Source organism: Ideonella alba, assembly GCF_018069875.1.
In the GTDB taxonomy this organism is placed as follows: domain Bacteria; phylum Pseudomonadota; class Gammaproteobacteria; order Burkholderiales; family Burkholderiaceae_C; genus Ideonella; species Ideonella alba.
Map to the genome: position 1 here is coordinate 82,033 of NZ_JAGQDF010000006.1, position 18,691 is coordinate 100,723.

General features: G+C 70.8%; 15 protein-coding genes. 5 read left to right on the top strand and 10 right to left on the bottom strand.

Going from position 1 to position 18,691, the window contains the following annotated elements; genetic code table 11:
• Nucleotides 1-115 precede the first annotated feature (115 nt).
• Genes KAK07_RS11970 through flgG form a run of 10 tightly spaced genes read right to left on the bottom strand, consistent with a single transcriptional unit; the run spans nt 116 to nt 12,910 of the window.
• Nucleotides 116-778 (bottom strand): response regulator, encoded by a 663-nt coding sequence (locus tag KAK07_RS11970; protein ID WP_247661379.1) that lies wholly within the window; start codon nt 776-778, stop codon nt 116-118.
• Between the two features lie 40 nt (nt 779-818).
• The gene (locus tag KAK07_RS11975; protein ID WP_210860994.1) at nt 819-3,743 is read right to left on the bottom strand and encodes a PAS domain S-box protein; all 2,925 of its coding nucleotides are present in this window, start codon (nt 3,741-3,743) and stop codon (nt 819-821) included.
• A gap of 58 nt (nt 3,744-3,801) precedes the next feature.
• Complete coding sequence (locus KAK07_RS11980; RefSeq protein ID WP_210860996.1) at nt 3,802-5,010, bottom strand: EAL and HDOD domain-containing protein; 1,209 nt, start codon at nt 5,008-5,010, stop codon at nt 3,802-3,804.
• A gap of 60 nt (nt 5,011-5,070) precedes the next feature.
• Entirely contained in the window at nt 5,071-6,267 is a 1,197-nt protein-coding gene (gene flgL / locus KAK07_RS11985; protein WP_210857118.1) for a flagellar hook-associated protein FlgL, read from the bottom strand.
• A 26-nt stretch (nt 6,268-6,293) separates the two neighbouring features.
• Nucleotides 6,294-8,258, bottom strand: coding sequence for a flagellar hook-associated protein FlgK (gene flgK / locus KAK07_RS11990; RefSeq protein ID WP_247661380.1), 1,965 nt, complete (start codon nt 8,256-8,258; stop codon nt 6,294-6,296).
• Nucleotides 8,259-8,271: 13 nt separating this feature from the next.
• Nucleotides 8,272-9,150, bottom strand: a complete 879-nt coding sequence (flgJ, locus tag KAK07_RS11995; RefSeq protein ID WP_210857119.1) for a flagellar assembly peptidoglycan hydrolase FlgJ — start codon at nt 9,148-9,150, stop codon at nt 8,272-8,274.
• Nucleotides 9,151-9,160: 10 nt separating this feature from the next.
• Nucleotides 9,161-10,303, bottom strand: a complete 1,143-nt coding sequence (locus KAK07_RS12000; RefSeq protein ID WP_210857120.1) for a flagellar basal body P-ring protein FlgI — start codon at nt 10,301-10,303, stop codon at nt 9,161-9,163.
• 11 nt (nt 10,304-10,314) lie between these two features.
• Nucleotides 10,315-11,040, bottom strand: coding sequence for a flagellar basal body L-ring protein FlgH (locus KAK07_RS12005; RefSeq protein ID WP_210857121.1), 726 nt, complete (start codon nt 11,038-11,040; stop codon nt 10,315-10,317).
• Nucleotides 11,041-11,060: 20 nt separating this feature from the next.
• Entirely contained in the window at nt 11,061-12,119 is a 1,059-nt protein-coding gene (locus KAK07_RS12010) for a flagellar hook-basal body complex protein (protein ID WP_210857122.1), read from the bottom strand.
• An 8-nt stretch (nt 12,120-12,127) separates the two neighbouring features.
• The gene (flgG, locus tag KAK07_RS12015) at nt 12,128-12,910 is read right to left on the bottom strand and encodes a flagellar basal-body rod protein FlgG (protein ID WP_210857123.1); all 783 of its coding nucleotides are present in this window, start codon (nt 12,908-12,910) and stop codon (nt 12,128-12,130) included.
• A gap of 489 nt (nt 12,911-13,399) precedes the next feature.
• On the opposite strand from flgG, the gene bufA2 reads away from it, so the two are divergent.
• The 5 genes from bufA2 to KAK07_RS12040 all read left to right on the top strand — a co-directional run bounded on the left by bufA2 (nt 13,400) and on the right by KAK07_RS12040 (nt 18,639).
• Nucleotides 13,400-13,666 (top strand): BufA2 family periplasmic bufferin-type metallophore, encoded by a 267-nt coding sequence (bufA2, locus tag KAK07_RS12020; protein ID WP_210854609.1) that lies wholly within the window; start codon nt 13,400-13,402, stop codon nt 13,664-13,666.
• A gap of 10 nt (nt 13,667-13,676) precedes the next feature.
• Nucleotides 13,677-14,513, top strand: a complete 837-nt coding sequence (gene bufB, locus KAK07_RS12025; protein WP_210854610.1) for an MNIO family bufferin maturase — start codon at nt 13,677-13,679, stop codon at nt 14,511-14,513.
• Nucleotides 14,510-15,280: an HvfC/BufC N-terminal domain-containing protein gene (locus tag KAK07_RS12030; RefSeq protein ID WP_210854611.1), complete on the top strand. Its 771-nt coding sequence runs from the start codon at nt 14,510-14,512 to the stop codon at nt 15,278-15,280. The genes bufB and KAK07_RS12030 overlap by 4 nt, the downstream gene beginning before the upstream one ends.
• 101 nt (nt 15,281-15,381) lie before the next feature.
• Entirely contained in the window at nt 15,382-18,072 is a 2,691-nt protein-coding gene (locus KAK07_RS12035) for a bifunctional acetate--CoA ligase family protein/GNAT family N-acetyltransferase (RefSeq protein ID WP_210854612.1), read from the top strand.
• A 66-nt stretch (nt 18,073-18,138) separates the two neighbouring features.
• Nucleotides 18,139-18,639 (top strand): OmpA family protein, encoded by a 501-nt coding sequence (locus tag KAK07_RS12040; RefSeq protein WP_210854613.1) that lies wholly within the window; start codon nt 18,139-18,141, stop codon nt 18,637-18,639.
• Nucleotides 18,640-18,691 lie beyond the last annotated feature (52 nt).

Here is an 18,691-nt window from a genome sequence, read left to right on the forward strand (position 1 = left end):
AGTGTCAACAGGTTCTTGCGTGAAGCGGGGAGCCTGGACATGGGAGGCAAGCAGCCGATGCCGTGATGACGGCGGCGCCAGGCCCGCAGGCCGTGGCACGGACGCCTGCCCGCCCTCAGTCGGCGTGCCGGGCCAGCAGCTCGGCCGCGTCGACCAGCGCCGCGGCGTGCATGGCCAGCGACCGCCCGTCGGCGTCGGCCAGGCGCTGCAGGCGCTCCAGCGCCTGGTGGCGGGTGATCGAGTAGCGGTGCATCAGCACCCCCACCGCCAGCGGCAGCGGGTCGGACAGCAGATCACGCGGCGCGGCGGGGGCGGCCACGACCGGGACCACCGGCGTCGCCACCGGGGCTGCCGCCGGACCGGCCGGCACCGGCCGCGGGGCGCCGCCGCGGCGCACATTCGACACCGCCGCCTCCACCGTGGGCACGATCTGCGCCACGTCCAGCGGCTTGACCAGGTAGGCCACCGCGCCGAGTTCGCGCACCCGCTGCACGGTGGCGCTGTCGGCAAAGGCCGACAGGAACATGAAGGGCGTGCCCAGCGACTCGCGCAGGTAGTCGGCCACATCGAAGCCGGTCTTGCCCTCCATGCGGATGTCAAGCAGGGCCAGGTCGGGGCGGTGTTCGCGGGCCAGCAGGATCGCGTCATCGCCGTTGTCGGCGTCGATCACCTCGAAGCCGGCCTGCGACAGGCCGTGGGTGACGGTGGCCAGCACCAGGCGGTCGTCGTCGACCACCAGCACCTTGCCCTTGCTGCCCTGCATCACCTCAGCTGTCATCTGCGGATTCTCGCCCAAACCGCGCCGCCCGTGGGGCCGCTCAGAGCGGCGCCAGCAGCGACACCGCCGGCGGCTGCAGGCGCAGCGCGGCCACCACGCTGCCGCCCTGCTGCTCCAGCGCCAGGGCGGCGCCCTTGCGCGGCAGCAGCGCCCGCACCAGGCCCAGGCCCGAGATGCCGGTGGGCACCGCCGCGAGCTGGAAGCCCTCGGGCAGCCGGCCGTCGTTGACCACCGCGATCGACACCTCCTGCTCGCCGAAGTGCACCTGGCAGCCCAGCGCGCCGCCGGCGCCGCTGTGCTTGATGGCATTGGTCAGCAGCTCGTTGACGGTCAGCGCGATCGGGATGGAATCGGCCTCGCTGAGCGCGAAGCGGTGCGGCGCCGCGCCGTCGATGGTCACGCTGATCGGCCGACCGAACATGCGCTGCACCGAGCCGCAGATCGCCTCCACCACGTTGCGCACCCGCAAGGGGCCGCTGATGCCGACCTGCAGGCCGTGCACCTGGGCGATCGCGTGGACCTGGCTGACCGCCTCGGCGATGGCCGCAGCCGCCTCGGGGTGGCGCTGGGCGTTCTGCTGCAGCAGGCCGGCCACGCCCTGCAGGTTGTTCTTGATGCGGTGGTGGACTTCCTTGACCAGCATCTCGCGCTGGGCGATGGCGGCCTCCAGCCGCGCCTGGTCGGCGGCGCGCTGCTCGGTGACGTCGCCGGCCACCAGCAGCAGTTGCTCGGGCACCTCGCCGCGGGCGTCCAGCGCCACGATGCGCACATCCCAGACCCGCGGCGCCTGGCCCGGCGCCGCCGGCAGCAGCAGCTCGCGGTGCACGCTGGCGTGGGTGCGCGCGGCGCGGTCCAGGTCGGCCACCAGCGGCTCGGCCAGATCGGCCGGCAGCCAGCGCAGCGGCGGCTGGTCCTGCATCCGCGCCAGCGGCTGGCCGGCGAACTCGGACATCATCTGGTTGAGCTGCACCACCTTGTGGCTGTCGGCCTCGAACAGCGCAATGGCCAGCGGTGCGGTTTCAATGATGCGCTGCAGGCTGGCGCGGGCACGGGCGATCTGCACCTCGGCCTCGCGCCGGCTGTCGATGTCCATCAGCGCGAAGGTCAGCTGGCGCTGCTGCGACTCGCGGCCGGTCACCACCACATTGCCCACCACCCAGAACTCGCGGCCATCGCGTGCCTTCAGGCGGCAGTCGAAGGTCTCGGCCTGGCCTTCTTCCAGCGTGGTCAGCCAGTCGGTGCGGCGCAGCGGGTGGTCGGGCTCGGCGGTGGCCACGGTGCCGATCTGCTGGCCGACGAAATCGGCCAGCTCGCCGCCGAACATGCGCCGCGCCGAGCGGTTCATCCACTCGATGCCGCGGTCGTCGACGCTGACGATGCCCACCAGCACCGAATCGAGGATGGCGCGCGTGCGGTCGGCCTGCAGCAGTACCTGCTCGCGGGCGCGCCGACGGTCGTCCACGCTGACAAAGGAGCAGATGCTGCCGGCGCGCGGGTTGGCGGTGTCGACCAGGCGCTGGCTGGACAGCACCCACAGGCTGCGGCCATCGCGCCGGCGCAGCTGCCGCTCGGCGCTGTGGCGGCCCGAGGTGGCCAGGTCGCGCCGCTCGCTGGCGCTGTGCGCCAGGTAGCTGGCCTCGTCGGCGAACAGCTCGGACAGCGGCATGCCCTGCAGGCTGGCCTGGTCGTGGCCGCTGAGCTCTTCCATCGCCTGGTTGGCGCGCTCGATGCGGCCGTCGCGCTGGTAGACGATGCCCACGTCGGACAGGCTGAACATCAGCTCGCGCTCGCGCGCCAGCGCCGCCATCTCGGCCTCGCGCTGGCGCAGCTCGGTGATGTCGGTCAGCACCGCCACGGTCTCGTCGGCGCCGCGGCCGATGTCGCCCGAGCGGCGCAGCGCCAGCGCGTACCAGCGCCCGCTGCCGCCGATCTCGCCAGGGCTGAACTCGGTGGCGCAGCGGTCGTCACGCACGAAGGCCGCCAGCGTGGCGTCGACCACCTCGGGCGCAACGCCGCCGCGCAGCAGCAGCTCGCCCAGCGTGGCGCCGCGGGCGCTGCCTTCGGGCAGGCCCAGCAGCAGCTCGAAGCGGCGGTTGCAGCGCACCAGGCCCGGGCCCAGGAAGTAGGCTATGCCGGCCGGGTTCTCGTCGAGGATGGCGGTCAGCTCGCGCAGCAACTGCTCGTTGCGCCGGCGCGCGCCCTCCTCCTGGCTGACGTCCAGCGTCATCACGCTGAAGGCGGCGCGCCCCGGTGACAGCTCGCCGGGCTCGACGCGCGACATCAACCAGCGCTGCCCGGTCTGCGGATGCTGCACCGCGTAGCGCACCTCCACCCGTTCGCGCTGGCGCAGCGCGCGCTGCAGGCGCTCGTACTCGGGCAGTGAATCCGGCTCGACCAGCTCCTTGCTGACCGAGGTGATCGCCGCCGAGGGCGCGCCTGCGGCGGCGCCAACCGCCCGGCGCGCCGAGGTGGCCGGCCGCGGCACCCAGCCGCGGGCGGCGTCCCAGGAGGCCAGGCCGACCTCGGCGTCGCCCATCAGCGCGGCGATCTCCAGCCTGGAGAGGTCGCGCTCGTCCTCGATGCTGCGGTCGTCAAACGACGCCAGCCAGCGCGCGCCCTGCTCCATCGGGGCCAGCGCGGTGATGCGGGCGCGCAGCCGGTGGCGCAGGCCGTCCTGGCCGTCGACGAAGCCGTCGAGCTCGCGCGGGGCACCGGGGCGTGGCAGGTCGCCAGGCCAGCCCAGCAGCTGTTGCAGGACCGGCGGCAGCTGGTCCACGCGCTCGGTGGCGTGCCCGGCGAGACGGCGCAGGGGTGGGTTGCTGCGCAGCACCTGGCCCCGCTCGTCGAACATCAGCAGCGCCTGCGGGCTGAGTTCCAGCAGGGCCTCGACATCGGTGTCGGCACAGGGCCGGGGGGCGCGCGCGGCGCCCAGGGGAATGGAGGAGGAGCGGAGGATGGAACTCATGTCGCGCAGCAGGGCTGCGACGAGTGTACGCGTCGCCCGCCTGTGCGGGCAGCGCGCCTCAGCCCTGCAGCTGTCGCGCCGCGGCCAGCGACTTCAGCACCGCCTCGTTGTACTCGCCAGGCGTCAGCAGCAGCGACTCCATCGCCGCCTCGATGTCATAGGGCAGCCCGGCCTCCACCGCCTGGGCCAGTGCCAGACCCGGGGCATGGGCGCCCGCGCCATCCAGCAGTGCCAGGGCCACGCGCTCGGGCACCGGCAGCTTGGACAGCAGCTGGGTGAAGGGCTGGACCAGCATGCGGTCGAGCAGCGAGAACACGCCGCAGATGAAGGCCTCGTTGCGCAGGGTCTCGTCGCCCTGCAGGCGCGCCAGCTCCTCCATCAGCAGGCCACGGCGCACGGCCAGATGCATCATCGGCTGCAGGTCGGGGCTGTCGACGGTGCTGGTCAGCAGCAGCGCCAGCCAGCGCTTGAGGCGCTGGTAGCCCAGCACCATGATGGCGTGCTGGAAGGAGGTGATCTCGACCGACAGGCCGAAGCCCGGCGAATTGATGTAGCGGATCAGCCGGAAGGCCAGCGCCGGGTCGCGGCGCAGCACCTCGTCGAGGCGGCCCACCGGCTCCTCGCGGTCCAGGCGCTGCATCAGCTCGGCCACGGTGCTCACCGCGCCGGGGAAGTCGCGCCGCTGCGTGCCGCCGACCGGCGGGTCGCCCAGCGGCCAGCCCACCACCGCGGTGGCGCCGCGCTTGAACGCGGCGGAGGCCTCGGCCGGTGTGTGCACGCCCGACTGGGCAAAGGGCAGCGACCGTGCAGGCACCGCTGGCGCGGCCTCACCCGGCACGCGGCGTTCCTCGTCGACATCGATCACCGCCAGCTTGAAGCTGCGCAGTTGCTCGGGCGCCAGCGGTGCCAGCGGCCGGCCCTTGAGCACCAGACCCTGGCCGTGCGAGGACAAGGTGGCCAGACGGTCGGTGGTGGCCGCATCGGCCAGCATGAAGGCTGGCAGCTCCACCAGCCAGTGCGCCTGCACGCCGGCACGCTCCAGCCAGTCCAGAAGGGCACGCAGCCAGGTCTCGCTGGTCAGGTTCAGGGCGATCGGGCCGGCCTCGGCGGGCCAGGTCCCGGCCAGCAGCGCGGCCAGTGCCTCGGGGTCCGGCGCCGGGCCGCCAGGCAGCGGGTGCACGGTCAGGCGGGCGATGGACGGCTGGCGGCGCGCGTCGAACAGCGCGCTGCCCGCCAGGATCAGGTGGTCGAGCACAGGGGCAGACATGGCTGAACAGGGTTGGGTGGACGACGAACCGGCCCGCGCAGGTCAAGGCCGGTCGGCCGCTCAGCTGTTGATGTACTGGAACAGCGACATCTTCTGCAGAGTCGCGTAGGTTTGCAAGGCCACCTGGTAGCCGGTCTGCTGGTTGGCAAAGTCCGAGATCGCCTGGGTCTCGTCCAGGTCTTCGGCGTCGGACTCGGTGGTCTTGGCGAACAGCTTCAGGTCGGTGACCCGGGCCTGCACGCCCTCGATGCGGTTGAGCGTCTCGCCGGCCAGGCTGCGTGACGATTGCAGCTGGCCCAGGCTCTGATCCACGTCGCGCAGGCCGGTCTGCACGGCCTGGGTGACCTGGGTGGGGGTCTGGTTCGGCGTCTTCAGCGCATTGACCACCCGGTCCAGCGCATCGAACACCGACAGGCCGACGGCCGAGGGCGTGATCTCGAAGGCATCGGCATCGGCCGGCGTGCCGTTGACGGCGAAGGACATGCCGTCGATCGTGATCGCCTGGCCCGAGGTGTAGGGCTGGCCACTGAGCGCCGTGGGATTGCCGTCCTGGAAGACGCTGTAGGTGGTGACACCGCCGACCACGCTGAAGCTGACGCTGTAGGTGGAGCCGGTGATCTGGGCCGGATCGGTCACCCGGCCGGCGTCGATCCAGGCGCTGCTGCTGCCCAGGTTGCGGGTCTCGAAGACGCCGTTGCCGGTGCGTGCGCCCATCCAGACCTGGCGGCCGTCGAAGGTCAGTGGCAGTTGCTCATCCGAGGCCACTTCCACCTGGCCGCCGGTGCCGGTGTAGGCCACGCCGCCCGGGGCATCCAGGAACGGCGGCTGGCTGGTGCCCTGGCCCGAGAAGACGAAGCCGCCGGCGCCATTGCCGCGGTTGGCCACGCTCATCAGCTGCTTGCGGATCTCGGCCAGCTGCTTGGCCACGTCCTGGCGCTGGGCATCGCTGTAGCTGGCGTTGCCGGCGGCCACCACCAGCTCACGCGCCTGCTGCAACAGCTCGCCGGCATCGCCCAGTGCCGACTCGGTCAGCGTCATCGAATTCTTGCTGGCGTCCACCGCGCGCTGGTTGGCCTCGGAGCGCTGCTGCAGCGCGCGCGCCCGCTCGGCCCGCGCCGCGGCGACCGGGTCGTCGCTGGCGTGCAGCACCCGCTTGCCGCTGGTGAGCTGCTGCTGCGCCTCGACCAGGTCCTGCTGGCGCTTCTGCAGCGTGTTGATCACCTTGTCGTAGGCATTCAGGGTGGCGACGCGGAACATGGATGGACTCCTGGAAGGTCACTCGGTCACTGGCCGAGCTGCAGCATGGTGTCGAACACCTGCTGCGCCACCTGCAGCACCTTGGCGGCTGCCTGGTAGCTTTGCTGGAACTGCAGCAGCATCGCGGCCTCTTCGTCCAGGTTGACGCCGACCTTGGAGGTCACGGCATCGGTCGCCTGGGTGTAGGCCGATTCGGAGATCTGCGCGGCGGTCTTGGCGCTCTGCACCCGCACGCCGATGTCCGACATGGTGTTGGCGTAGGCGTCGGTGAGGGTGGCGCCTTCGGCGATGCTGCCGTCCTGGCGCATCGTGCGGCCGACGAAGCGCTCGTCGCGCAGCGCCGCCACCTGCAGCGCGTTGCCGTTGTTGGTGGCGGGGAACTGGGTCTTGGCGATGCTGATCGTGTCCCCGGTCTTGGGCACGCCGTTCAGGCGCAGCTCAAAGCCGTTGAAGGCGATCGGCTGGCCGGCCACCCAGGCGCCGCTGCCGCTGTCGACCACCGTGCCACTGGCGTCGGTGATGCTGTAGTCGTAGTTCCCGGTGTCGTCATTGAAGCTGATCGCCACGCTCAGGTTGGGGTCGATGCCGGTGCTGACCACCTTCAGCGAGGCGACGGTGGCGGTGCCGGTGTTGGCGTCGCCCATGGTGGCGGTCACCGGCGCTGCCGCGGCAATGCCGTCCGGGTCGTCCAGCACACGGGCCATGCCGGTGGCGGCATGGCCGACCGGCTGCAGCAGGAAGCGGTCGCCGGCCTGCAGACCGGGCGGCGGCACGCTGACGGTGAAGCCGTCCACCGTGTCGCCGTCGACAATGCTGCGGGTCAGGCCGTCGGTCAGCCGCTTCAGCAGGAACTGGCCCGGGTTGTCGGGGTCGTTGGTCAGCTCGTAATCGCTGGCCTGCAGCAGCGTGGCGTCGGCGATGTCGACGTTGACGGTGGCGATCAGGTCGCCATTGCCGTCGCGCGCGTTGTTGCGGTTGGGCACCACGGTCGGTGCGGTGATGCCGAACAGCGCCGCGCCGGCCCCGGGCGGGTCGCCCAGGTCCAGGCCCATGGCCTGCTGGTCGTTCATCTTGGCGGCGAACACCGTGGCCATCTGGCCCAGCTGGTTGCGCATGTCCACCAGGTCGTGGTTCTGGTAGCGCAGCAGGCCGGCGATCGAGCCGCCGGTGACCATCTGGTCGTCGATCGGCAGCGTTTCGCCGGCAGACACCAGGGACAGGGCCGCGCGGCTGGGATCAGCGGGGTCCGGGCCGACGCTGAGCTTTGAGGCCTCGGTGCCCAGCACCAGGCGCTGACCGCCGGCAATGAACACGCCCAGCGTGCCGTCGTCGGCTTCGATGGTGCTGACCTGCAGGTACTGGCTGAGCTGGTGCACCAGCTCGTCGCGCTGGTCGAGCAGGTCGTTGGGGCGTTGGCCCAGCGACCAGACCGAGGCGATGCGGTCGTTCAGCGTGGCAATGTCCTGGGCCAGGCCATTGACGGTCTCGGCGGAGCTGGCCAGGTCGGAGCGCACGCCGTCCTGCAGCACCTCGATGCGGCCGGCCGCGCTGGAGAAGCGCGCCGCCACGTCGGCGGCACGGGCCAGGTAGACCTGGCGCGCGGAACCGTCGGCCGGCACGCTGGCCAGGTCGGCGGCGGCGTTCAGGAACTCACCCATCGCATAGCCGATGCCGGCGGTACCGGGCGGGAACACATCTTCCAGCTGCTGCAGCTGGACCGAGCGCATGCCGTCCATGCTCGACAGCGATGCCGCGGCATGCGCCTGGGCGGTGAGGAACTGGTCGTGGGCGCGGCGCACGTCCACCACGTTCGAGCCCTTGCCGAAGAAGCCCGCACCGGTGAACTGGCCGGTGTTGGTGGCCAGGATCGCCGACTGGCGCGAATAGCCCTGGACACCGGCGTTGGCGATGTTGTGGCCGGTGACCTGCAAGGCGGCGCTGTTGGCCAGCATGGCGCGCAGGCCGATGGCCATCAATCCGGAGGTCGACATGCCAGGTTCTCCTTCAGGCGCTCAGGCTGCGCTGCAGGCGCAGCGTGGTGTTGATCACCTTGCCCAGCTTGCTGGCGTAGGCGGGGTCGGTGGCGTAGCCGGCGTTCTGCAGGCCCTGGGCGAAGCCCTTGGCATCGGCACCGGCGGCCACGACCTTGGCATAGCGCGGGCTGTTCTTCATCAGGCTGGCGTAGTCGGCGAAGGACTCGGCGTAGCTTCTGTAGGCGCGGAACTTCTGCACCACCTTGCGCGGCGTGCCGTTGATGTACTCGGTGGTCACCACGTCGGCGGTGGCGCCCTTCCAGTTCGGGCTGGCCTTGATGCCGAAAAGGTTGAAGGTGTTGCTGCCATCGGCGGCCTTCATCTCTTTCTTGCCCCAGCCGCTCTCATGGGCGGCCTGCGCCACCATGAAGGTGGCCGGGATGCCGGTGCTGGCCTCGGCGGCCTGGGCCGAGGCGGTGTGGCGGGCGACGAAGTCGGCCGCCGATTGCGTGGGGATGCCGCTGGGCTGGGCCGCGCCGATGGGCGTGGAGGTGGTGTCGGGCTTGGGAATCGGACCGGGCTGCAGGCCCATGTTGCGCTCAAGCTGGCGGGCGATCACATCGCTCAGGCCGCCCGGGCGGCCGGCCACCTTGGCCGCCCACTGCGCATCCAGCATCTCGCGGCCGAGCTTGCTGCCTTCGTTGTCGAAGCTGCCGTCCTGGCCGGGCTCGGAGGCCTGGCGCATGGTCTTCAGCAGTTCCTGCATGAACAGCGATTCGAACTGCTTGGCGGCCTCGCGCACCGCGGTCTTCGGGTCAGCTGCGGCCTGCCGGCGCAGCGATTCAACGCCCCGGGCATCACCGAATCCGGTGCGCGCGGCGTTCTGGAAGGTGGTGGGGATGGCGGCCATGGCGCTTGCCTCAGATGACCTCGAGCTCGGCCTGCAGCGCGCCGGCCGACTTCATCGCCTGCAGGATGGCCAGCAGGTCCTGGGGCGTGGCACCCAGCGCGTTGAGCGCCTTGACCACGTCGGCCAGCTGCGCGCTGGCGGGCACGTTGATGACCTGGCCGCCCTGCTGGGTGACCTGGATGTCGTTCTTCTCGGTGACCACGGTCTGACCGCCCGACAGCGCGCCCGGCTGGCTGACCTGCGGGGTCGAGCTGATCGTCACCGCCAGGCTGCCGTGCGCCACGGCGCAGGGCGCCAGCGTGACGCTCTGGTTCATCACGATCGAGCCGGTGCGCGGGTTGAGCACCACCTTGGCGGCGGGCTTCTCCAGCGTCAGCGGCAGGTTCTCGACCTCGGCCAGGAAGGCCACGCGCTGGGCGCTGTCCTGCGGTGCGCGCACGCGCACGACGCGGCCGTCGATGGCCTGGGCCGTGCCCTCGCCCTTGGCGCCGTTGATCGCCTTGGCCACGGCATTGGCGGTGGCGAAGTCGCCCGAGCTGAGGTCCAGCTGCACGAACTCGCCCACCAGCAGCGGCGTGGGCACGGCGCGCTCCACCGTGGCGCCCTGCGGGATGCGACCGCCGCCCAGGTGGTTGATCTGCACCTTGGCGCCGCCGGCCGACGCGCCCGCGCCACCCACGATCAGGCCGCCCTGGGCCATCGCATAGATCTGCCCGTCGGCACCCTTGAGCGCGGTGGCGACCAGGCTGCCGCCGCGCAGGCTCTTGGCATTGCCGATCGACGACACACTCACATCGATCTGCTGGCCCGGCTGGGCGAAGGGCGGCAGCGTGGCCGTGACCAGCACCGCCGCCACGTTCTTCAACTGCATCTGGGCGCCGGCCGGCACGGTCACGCCCATCTGCTGCAGCATCGAGTTGACGCTTTGCGCGGTGAACGGCGTCTGGGTGGTCTGGTCGCCGGTGCCGTCCAGGCCGATCACCAGGCCGTAGCCCATCAGCTGGTTGGGTCGCACGCCCTGCACCGAGGCGACTTCCTTGATGCGCTGGCTGGCCTGTGCGGGCCAGGGCCACCACAGGGCGGCACTGGCCATCACGGCCGCCAGCATGGCGGCCAGGCGCAGCAGTCGTTCGGTACGGTCGGGCGCGTTCATCACGAGGCTCATCAGATCGGCAGCAGGTTCAGGAAAAAGCGGCCCAGCCAGTTCATGCCCTGGGCATCCTCGATCGCACCGCGACCGCGGTTCTCGATGCGGACATTGGCGATCTGCGCGCTCTGCACGGTGTTGCCCGGCGCGATGGCACGCGGATCGACCTGGCCGGTGAAGCGCAGCACATCGACGCGCTGGTTGACACCCACCTGCTTCTCGCCGGCCACCAGCAGGTGACCATTGGGCAGCACGCCCACCACGGTGGCGGTGATCGTGCCGCTGAACTGGTTGGTGGTGGCGGTGGTGCCTTTGCCTTCGAAGTTGTTGGCGCTGCTGCCCGAGATGCCCAGACGCGACAGCCCCAGCGCCGACAGACCGCTCAGCGACGAGGCGCTGGACTCGACCTTGCCGGTCTTGCCCACGGTGCTGTTGGCGGTCTGGGTGGCGCTGACGTTCTCGACGATGTTGATCGTCAGCGTGTCGCCCACCATGCGCGCGCGGTAGTCCTCGAACAGCGGACGGTAGGCCGCGGCCTGGTAGATCGCGCCATTGCCGCCCATCGCGACCGGGGCGGTGTACGGCAGCGGCTGCAGCTCGGGGAACGCGCTCGGGCCGCTGGCCGGTGCCGCGGGGGCGGTGGCGTGGGCGAAGTCGACCTGGGGGGTCGGGTAGATGGTGGTGCAACCGGCCAGGGCCGCCAGCGTCAGCGCGGGCAGGAGGCGGGTGAGGGTGATCGACATGGTCGTGTGTCCTGCAGGAATCAATGGCCGGTGTGGCTGCGCAGCTGGGCGTCGGTCTCGAGCGCGCCGGTGCGCAAGGTGCCGTTCAGGCCCAGGCCCGGCGCCGTGATGACCGGCGCAGCGCCCGACACCTGCTGCCAGCCCTGGGGGGTGGGCATGAAGCGCTCGGTGCCGGCGAAGCGGGCCAGCATGATCCGACCCCGGTCGGCGCGCTGGCCGTTCGAATACTCGGCCGTCAGGCCGCCGCCGCTTTCGACGAGCAGGCTGACCAGGCGACCCGCGGCGTAGCCGTCCTGACGCACGTCGGTCACCGAGAAGAACGAGCCATATTGGGTCGCACGCGACAGATCCAGGGCAAGCCCTGCGATGGGCTGCGTGGTCATTCCCTGGGCATTGACCGAAGACGGGACGTTCAGCGTGGTCGAGCTGGGCGACGGCGTGCTGCCGTCGGGCAGGAAGCTCAAGGTGACAACGGGCTGCGGGTCGTCTGCGGTGCCAGCGACCGTCGCGCCATTGGCGTTGACATAGACGTTCCACTGGTCGTCGGCACGCTTCTGGAAATAGACGACCAGTGCCACCGACACACCGTTGCCGTCGAAAACCTCGGCCGAGGTGGCGTGGTTGTAGGTTCCGGCGTTGGCGAAGTCGATGCGCGGCGTGAATCCGAGGTCGGTGACGCTCAGGCGCGAGTCGAGGTTGAACTCAAGGGACAGCCCCGTGGTGGCATGCGAGGACATCAGCTCCGGCACCGTCAGCGGCACCAGCGCGGCGGCATCGCTGCTGCCGGGCGCCAGGCCCATCAGGCGCGCGCCGCTGCGGTTGACCAGGCCGTCGGCACCCAGGCCCAGGCTGGCCTCGCGGCTGTAGACGGTCTGGCCGCTGCCGGTGCGCCAGACGAACTGGCCATCGCCCTCGATCGCCAGGTCCAGCGCGCGGCCGGTCTCGACCGCGGTCGCGGCCACGGGCATCTGCTGGGCCTGGATGCGGCCCACCGGCTGGTCGACATCGCCGCCGCCACAAGCGGCCAGCGCCAGCATGACGATGGTGGCGATCGACGCGGCAGCCAGGCGACGCATCATGGCAGGCCTCAGAGTTGCGCCAGACGCTGGAGCATCTGGTCGGAGGTGGAGATGGCCTTGGAGTTCAGCTCGTAGCTGCGCTGGGTCTGGATCATCGTCACCAGCTCCTCGACCATGTTGACGTTGCTGGTCTCGAGGTAGCCCTGCTGCAGCGTGCCCAGGCCGTTGGTGCCGGGCACCGCGGCATTGGGCGTGCCCGACGCGGCGGTCTCGGTGAAGAGGTTCTGGCCGCGCGGCTCCAGGCCGCCCGGGTTGGCGAACGAGGCCATCGAGAACTGGCCCAGCACCTGCGGTGTGGCCTGGCCCGGCAGCGTCACGCTGACCTGGCCGCTGGGGCTGATCGACACGCTCTGCGCGTTCGCCGGGATGGTGATGCCGGGCTGGACGACGTAGCCCGAGTTGTTGACGATCTGGCCCTGGGCATCCATCTTCAGCGCACCGTCGCGCGTGTAGCCGGTGCCACCGTCGGGCAGCGTGACCAGCAGGAAGCCGTTGCCGTTGATGGCCACGTCCAGGTTGTTGGAGCTCTGCTGCAGGTTGCCCTGCGAGAAGTCCCGCGCCGAGGCTACCGCCCGCGTGCCCAGGCCGACCTGCAGGCCGGTGGGCAACTGGGTCTGCTCGGAACTGGCGGCGCCGCTCTGGCGCAGGTTCTGGTACATCAGGTCCTCGAACACCGCATGCGAACGCTTGTAGCCATTCGTCGCGGCATTGGCGAGGTTGTTGGAGATGTGGTCCAGCTGCGTCTGCTGGGCTTCCATCCCGGTCTTCGAAATCCAGAGTGATCGGATCATGGTGTACTGCTCCCATTCAGGGGGATGACACGATGATCCCGGGAACTTGAGGCCTGCTTAGCCGCGAAAAGCCGGGGTTTGGGGGGGCATCTGCGGGCTTGGGCGGCGGTTTGCTGCCCACAGCGGCCGTTGGCCGCTGTGGGCCAAGGCCCCGAACGTTGGGCTCCCCCCAGCCCCCCTCCAAGAGGGTGGCTCCAGTCAGAACCACAAAAGGTGGTGCGCCAAGCGTGCCAGCGCCACGCCGGCCGGCAGGCCGGCCCGAAGCTCATGCTGGAGCCCCCTTCTTGGAGGGGGGCTGGGGGGAGCTCAACGGAATAGGGCTCTGCCCACAGCGGCCTACGGCCGCTGTGGGCAGAAGCCAGCCACTGAGGACGCAGCCAGCGTGAGGGACAACTCAAGGGAAAACCCTTGTAATCAAGTGCATTCCCGTGCGACTGAAGAGGTGTCAGGCGATGTCTGGCATCCCTTCACTTCCTTCAGGAGATTCGCATGCAAGTCACCAAGACCACGTCGGCCGTTGCGCTGGCCGCCACCTGTGCCGCGTTGTTCGCCATGGGCGCCCCCGCCACGGCCCAGGCCGCCAGCGACAAGGGCGTGCAGTGTGCCGGCGCCAACAGCTGCAAGGGCCACTCCGAGTGCAAAACCGCCACGAACGAGTGCAAGGGCATGAACGGCTGCAAGGGCCAGGGCTGGACCCAGGCCAAGTCGGCCGAGGCATGCACCAAGGCCGGCGGCAAGCCGATGGCGGCCAAGTAAGCCGTTGACCATGGGCAGCGGTTTCGGCCTCGGCCTGCGCACCGAGCACTATGCTGACTTCCGTGCCCGTCCGCCCCGCGAGTGGGGGCTGGACTGGCTGGAGATCATCTCGGAGAACTACCTGGTGCCGGGAGGCCGCCCGCTGGCCCACCTGGATGCGATCCGGCGCGACATCCCGATCGCGATGCACGGCGTCTCGCTGGCGATTGGCAGCGCCGATCCGCTGGACCGTGGCTACCTGCGCGAGTTGCGCGCCCTGATCGACCGTGTCCAGCCCTGCCGCGTGTCCGACCACCTCTGCTGGGGCCGCGTCGACCACCGCTACCTGCATGATCTGCTGCCACTGCCCTACACCGAGGCCATGCTGCGCCATGTGGTGGACCGGATCGCGCAGGCCCAGGACCTGCTGGGACGGCGCCTGCTGCTGGAGAACGTGTCCAGCTACGTGGGCTGGCAGGCCGACGAGATGGACGAGGCGAGCTTTCTGGCCGAGGTGGCCCGTCGCGCCGACTGCGAGATCCTCCTTGACGTCAACAACGTCTGGGTCAGCGCCCAGCACCATGGCTTTGACCCCCGGGCCTTCATCGACGCCATGCCCGCCGCGCGCGTCACCCAGTTGCACCTGGCCGGCCATCAGATGACCGAGGACGGCCCGATCGACACCCACGACCACCCGGTCAGCGAGCCCGTCTGGGCGCTCTACGCCCACACCGTGCGCCAGCTGGGAGAGGTGCCGGTGATGATCGAGCGTGATGACCACATCCCGCCGCTGCCTGCGCTGCTGTCCGAGCTGGACACCGCCCGCCGCGTGGCCCGCGACGCCCTGTTGGAACCGGTCACCCCATGAGTGGATCACTCGAGCCCATGCTTCGGGCCTTCACCCGCGGCCTGACGGGCGACGATCCCGCGCCCGCGCTGGCGCTGCTGCGCCCGCTGCGTGGCCGCGCGCCGCTGCTGGGCGTCTACCGTCATGCCTACCGCGCCCGGATGAGCGCTGCGCTGCGCGACAACCACCCGGTGCTGCACCGGGTGCTGGGCGATGAGGCTTTCGACGCGCTGGCGGCCGACTACCTGGCGGCCCATCCCAGTCAGCGCGCCTCGATCCGCTGGTTCGGCGACGGCCTGGCCGAGGCCATCGCCATGGGCGGGATGCCACACGCGGCCGCCCTGGCCGACCTGGCCCGCTTCGAGTGGACGCTGGGCCAGGTGCTGGACGACCCGGACGCGCCAGCGCTGGATGCCCAGACGCTGCAGTCGCAGCCGCCCGAGGCCTGGGCCACGCTGCCGCTGCGCCTGCACCCGGCCGCCCGGCTGCTGGCGCTGGACTGGGACATCACGCCGCTGTGGCAGGCGCTGCAGGCCGATGAGCAGGCGCAGACCGCGCAGCCGGCGGCGCGCCCTCACCAGGTGCTGGTCTGGCGCCAGGGCCTGGCGCGCCACTGGCGCATCGTCGACGAGGACGAGGCCCAGCTGCTGCACACCCTGGCCGAGGGCACCAGCATCGGCGCACTGTGCACGGTGGCCGCCGCCCACAGCCCGGACGCCGCCGACGCGGCGCCGGCACGGGTGGCCGCCAGCCTGCACCGCTGGCTGGCCGACGGCGTGCTGACTTGACCAGCAGCAAGCCACGCGCGGGCAGGCCTCTGGTTAACCCTTAACCGGAGTATGCTGGCCAGATCGTGTCTCCCAGGGCCCTTCAACGCCCTGCCGCCGACGTGGACCAGCATTTCCTCACGCCGCTCTTCTCGCCCCGCTCGATCATCGTCTTCGCCGGCAACCCGGAGGATCTTGACAGCCAGGCGCCCATGGCGCGCGCCCTGCTGGCCGAGCTGACGACCAATGGCTTCAGCGGCCAGATCAGCTTCCTCGACACCGAGATGACCGGCACGCTGTCCGACCTGGCGCACACCCGGGCCGATCTGGCGGTGATCGCGCTGCCGCACGAGCAGATCGAGGCCGCGCTGGAGATCGCCGGCCGCATCCGCTGTCGCGCGGCGCTGGTGCTGTCGGCCAACCTGCCGGCACCGGCCTGCGCCAACCTGCACGCGGTGGCCAAGCGCCATGGCGTGCACCTGCTGGGCCCCAATTCGCTGGGCTTCCAGCGGCCGCTGCTCAAGCTCAATGCCAGTGCCGCCGGGCCGCTGGCGGCACCGGGGCCGCTGGCGCTGGTGTCGCAGTCGGGGGCGCTGACCTCGTCGATCCTGGACTGGGCGCGGCGCAATGGCGTGGGCTTCTCCACCGTGGTCTCGCTGGGCGCCAACACCGCGGTCGACCTGGCCCAGGTGCTGGACTTCCTGGCCACCGATGGCAGCACGCACAGCATCCTGGTCTACATGGAGGGCATCACCCACGCGCGGCGCTTCATGAGCGCGCTGCGCGCTGCGGCCTCGGTCAAGCCGGTGGTGGTGATGAAGGCCGGACGCATGCCGGCGGGCACCACCGCGGCGCTGACCCACTCGGCCGCGATCGTGGGTGCCGATGATGTGTTCGAGGCCGCGCTGCGCCGCGCCGGCGTGGTGCGGGTGCGGGCCTTCACGCAGCTGTTCTCGGCGGCGCGCTGCCTGGCCTCGCGCTACCGGCCGGTGGGCAAGCGCCTGGCCATCGTCACCAACGGCGGCGGCCCGGGTGTGCTGGCCGCCGACTGGGCCAACGACATCGGTCTGGAAGTGGCGCGGCTCGATCCGCAGAGCCGCAACACGCTGGCGCCGCTGCTCTCACCCAACGCCACGCTGAACCAGGTGCTGGACCTGGGCGAGGACGCCACCGAGGCCCACTACAGGGCCGCGGTCGAGGCCTGCGGCAAGGACAGCCACGTCGACGGCGTGCTGGTCATCTACGCCCCCAAACCCGCCTGCTACCCGGGCGCCGACCCGGTGGTGATCGCCCAGGCGGTGATCGACGGTTCGGCCCGGCTGGGCAAGCCGGTGGTGGCCTGTTGGATGGGCGACGACAGCGTGCGTCCGGCGCGCGAACTGCTCAATGCCAAGCCGCTGCCGAGCTTCCGCACCCCCGAGGCGGCGGTGGACGCCTTCGGCAACATCGCCAGCTTTTACCAGAACCAGCAGCTGCTGACGCAGACGCCGCCGCCGTTGTCCACACTGGCCACGCCCGACACCGAAGGCGCACGCCTGCTGATCGAGGGCGTGCTGGCCGAGCGCCGCCGGGTGCTGACCGAGATGGAATCGAAGGCCCTGCTGGCCGCCTTCCACATCCCGGTCACCCGCACCATGCTGGCCCGCACCGCCAACGAGGCGATGCTGATCGCCAGCCAGCTGGGCTACCCGGTGGCGCTGAAGATCGACTCGCCCGACATCAGCCACAAGTCCGACGTGCAGGGCGTGGCGCTGGGCGTGATGACCGCCACCCAGGTGCGCGACACCTTCAACGACATGCTGGCCCGCGTGGCCAAGGCCAAGCCCGGCGCACGCATCAATGGCGTGACGATCCAGCCGATGAGCGGCAAGCCGCGCGGCCGCGAGCTCTACATCGGCCTGACCACCGACGACCCCTTCGGCCCGGTGATCACCTTCGGCGCCGGTGGCACGATGATCGAGCTGATCAACGACCAGGCGATGGAGCTGCCGCCGCTGAACCAGTTCCTGGCCCGGCGGCTGATCGAGCGCGCCCGCGTGGCCGAGACCCTGGGCCACTGGCGCGGCGCGCCGCCGGTGAACATGGAGTCGCTCGAGCAGGTGCTGCTGCGCCTGTCCGAGATGGTCTGCGCCCTGCCCCAGCTGCAGGAGATGGACATCAACCCGATCATCGTCGACGAGGACGGTGCGGTGGCGGTGGACGCGCGCGTGGTGATCGAGCACGCCGGCCCGCAGAACCAGGCCTTCCACCACCTGGCCATCCTGCCCTACCCGGCCGGCCTGGAGCGCGAGTGGCCGATGAAGGGCGGCGGCCTCTACACCATCCGCCCGATCCAGCCGGATGACGCCGAGATGCTGCAGGCCCTGGTCAAGGGCCTGTCGCCCGAGAGCCGCTATTTCCGCTTCGTCAGCTCGATGCAGGAGCTGCCGGCCAAGATGCTGGCGCGCTACACCCTGATCGACTACGACCGCGAGATGGCCCTGGTCGCCGTGCACACCGACCGCGTGCTGCAGGACGACGGCAGCTTCGTGGAAACCGAGCAGATCATCGGCGTGTCGCGCTACATCACCAACCCCGACCAGACCAGCTGCGAGTTCTCGCTGGTGGTGTCGGACGCCTATGCCGGCCAGGGCCTGGGCTCGCGGCTGATGCTCAGCATCATGGACGTGGCCCGCACCAAGGGCCTGGCCGAGATCGAGGGCCTGGTGCTGGCCAACAACGACGGCATGCTGCGCCTGATGCGCAGCCTGGGCTTCCAGATCAAACCCTTCGCCGACGACGCCGACTTCAAGCTGTGCACCAAGACGCTGTAAGCGAGGTGGCGCCCGGCCCGCCTAGAATCCGGGGCTGACCCGAACGAAGAACCCCGGAGGATTTCCATGCTCGACGACATCGACGACGGCGCCCGTGTTGGCGTCTGGACCACCATCGGCATCATTGCGCTGCTGCTGTTCGGGCTGATCGGCGGCCTGGGCATCCGCCAGCTGCACAAGTCCGCCGCCGCCCAGGCCCCGGCGCCCGCGGTGGCCGCTGACGAAGCGCTGATCGACGGCCCGCTGACCGGCGAGCTGGCCGGCACGCTGTTCTTCGCCGTCGGCTCGGCCGAGCTGCCCGCCGAGGCCGCCGCCGAGATCACCAAGGCCCAGGCGGCCGCCACCGCGGCCGCGGGCAAGAAGCTGGTGCTGTCGGGCTTCCACGACGCCAGCGGTGACCCCGCCAAGAATGCCGAGCTGGCCAAGAACCGCGCCAAGGCCGTGCGTGCCGCGCTGGTGGCCGCCGGCGTCGATGCCGCCCGCATCGGCCTGCGCAAGCCCGAGTCCACCACCGGTGACGGCACTGCCGACCAGGCCCGCCGCGTCGAGATCCGACTGGTCGACTGACAAAGCACCCCGCGCACCGCGGGTCGAGCCAACCCGCTACCATCGCCAAGCC

What these genes read in the sequence shown, in the direction of transcription:
- KAK07_RS11970 (WP_247661379.1), bottom strand. Translation starts at nt 778, where the DNA reads ATGACAGCTGAGGTGATGCAGGGCAGCAAGGGCAAGGTGCTGGTGGTC.
- KAK07_RS11975 (WP_210860994.1), bottom strand. Translation starts at nt 3,743, where the DNA reads ATGAGTTCCATCCTCCGCTCCTCCTCCATTCCCCTGGGCGCCGCGCGC.
- KAK07_RS11980 (WP_210860996.1), bottom strand. Translation starts at nt 5,010, where the DNA reads ATGTCTGCCCCTGTGCTCGACCACCTGATCCTGGCGGGCAGCGCGCTG.
- flgL (WP_210857118.1), bottom strand. Translation starts at nt 6,267, where the DNA reads ATGTTCCGCGTCGCCACCCTGAATGCCTACGACAAGGTGATCAACACG.
- flgK (WP_247661380.1), bottom strand. Translation starts at nt 8,258, where the DNA reads ATGTCGACCTCCGGATTGATGGCCATCGGCCTGCGCGCCATGCTGGCC.
- flgJ (WP_210857119.1), bottom strand. Translation starts at nt 9,150, where the DNA reads ATGGCCGCCATCCCCACCACCTTCCAGAACGCCGCGCGCACCGGATTC.
- KAK07_RS12000 (WP_210857120.1), bottom strand. Translation starts at nt 10,303, where the DNA reads ATGAACGCGCCCGACCGTACCGAACGACTGCTGCGCCTGGCCGCCATG.
- KAK07_RS12005 (WP_210857121.1), bottom strand. Translation starts at nt 11,040, where the DNA reads ATGTCGATCACCCTCACCCGCCTCCTGCCCGCGCTGACGCTGGCGGCC.
- KAK07_RS12010 (WP_210857122.1), bottom strand. Translation starts at nt 12,119, where the DNA reads ATGATGCGTCGCCTGGCTGCCGCGTCGATCGCCACCATCGTCATGCTG.
- flgG (WP_210857123.1), bottom strand. Translation starts at nt 12,910, where the DNA reads ATGATCCGATCACTCTGGATTTCGAAGACCGGGATGGAAGCCCAGCAG.
- bufA2 (WP_210854609.1), top strand. Translation starts at nt 13,400, where the DNA reads ATGCAAGTCACCAAGACCACGTCGGCCGTTGCGCTGGCCGCCACCTGT.
- bufB (WP_210854610.1), top strand. Translation starts at nt 13,677, where the DNA reads ATGGGCAGCGGTTTCGGCCTCGGCCTGCGCACCGAGCACTATGCTGAC.
- KAK07_RS12030 (WP_210854611.1), top strand. Translation starts at nt 14,510, where the DNA reads ATGAGTGGATCACTCGAGCCCATGCTTCGGGCCTTCACCCGCGGCCTG.
- KAK07_RS12040 (WP_210854613.1), top strand. Translation starts at nt 18,139, where the DNA reads ATGCTCGACGACATCGACGACGGCGCCCGTGTTGGCGTCTGGACCACC.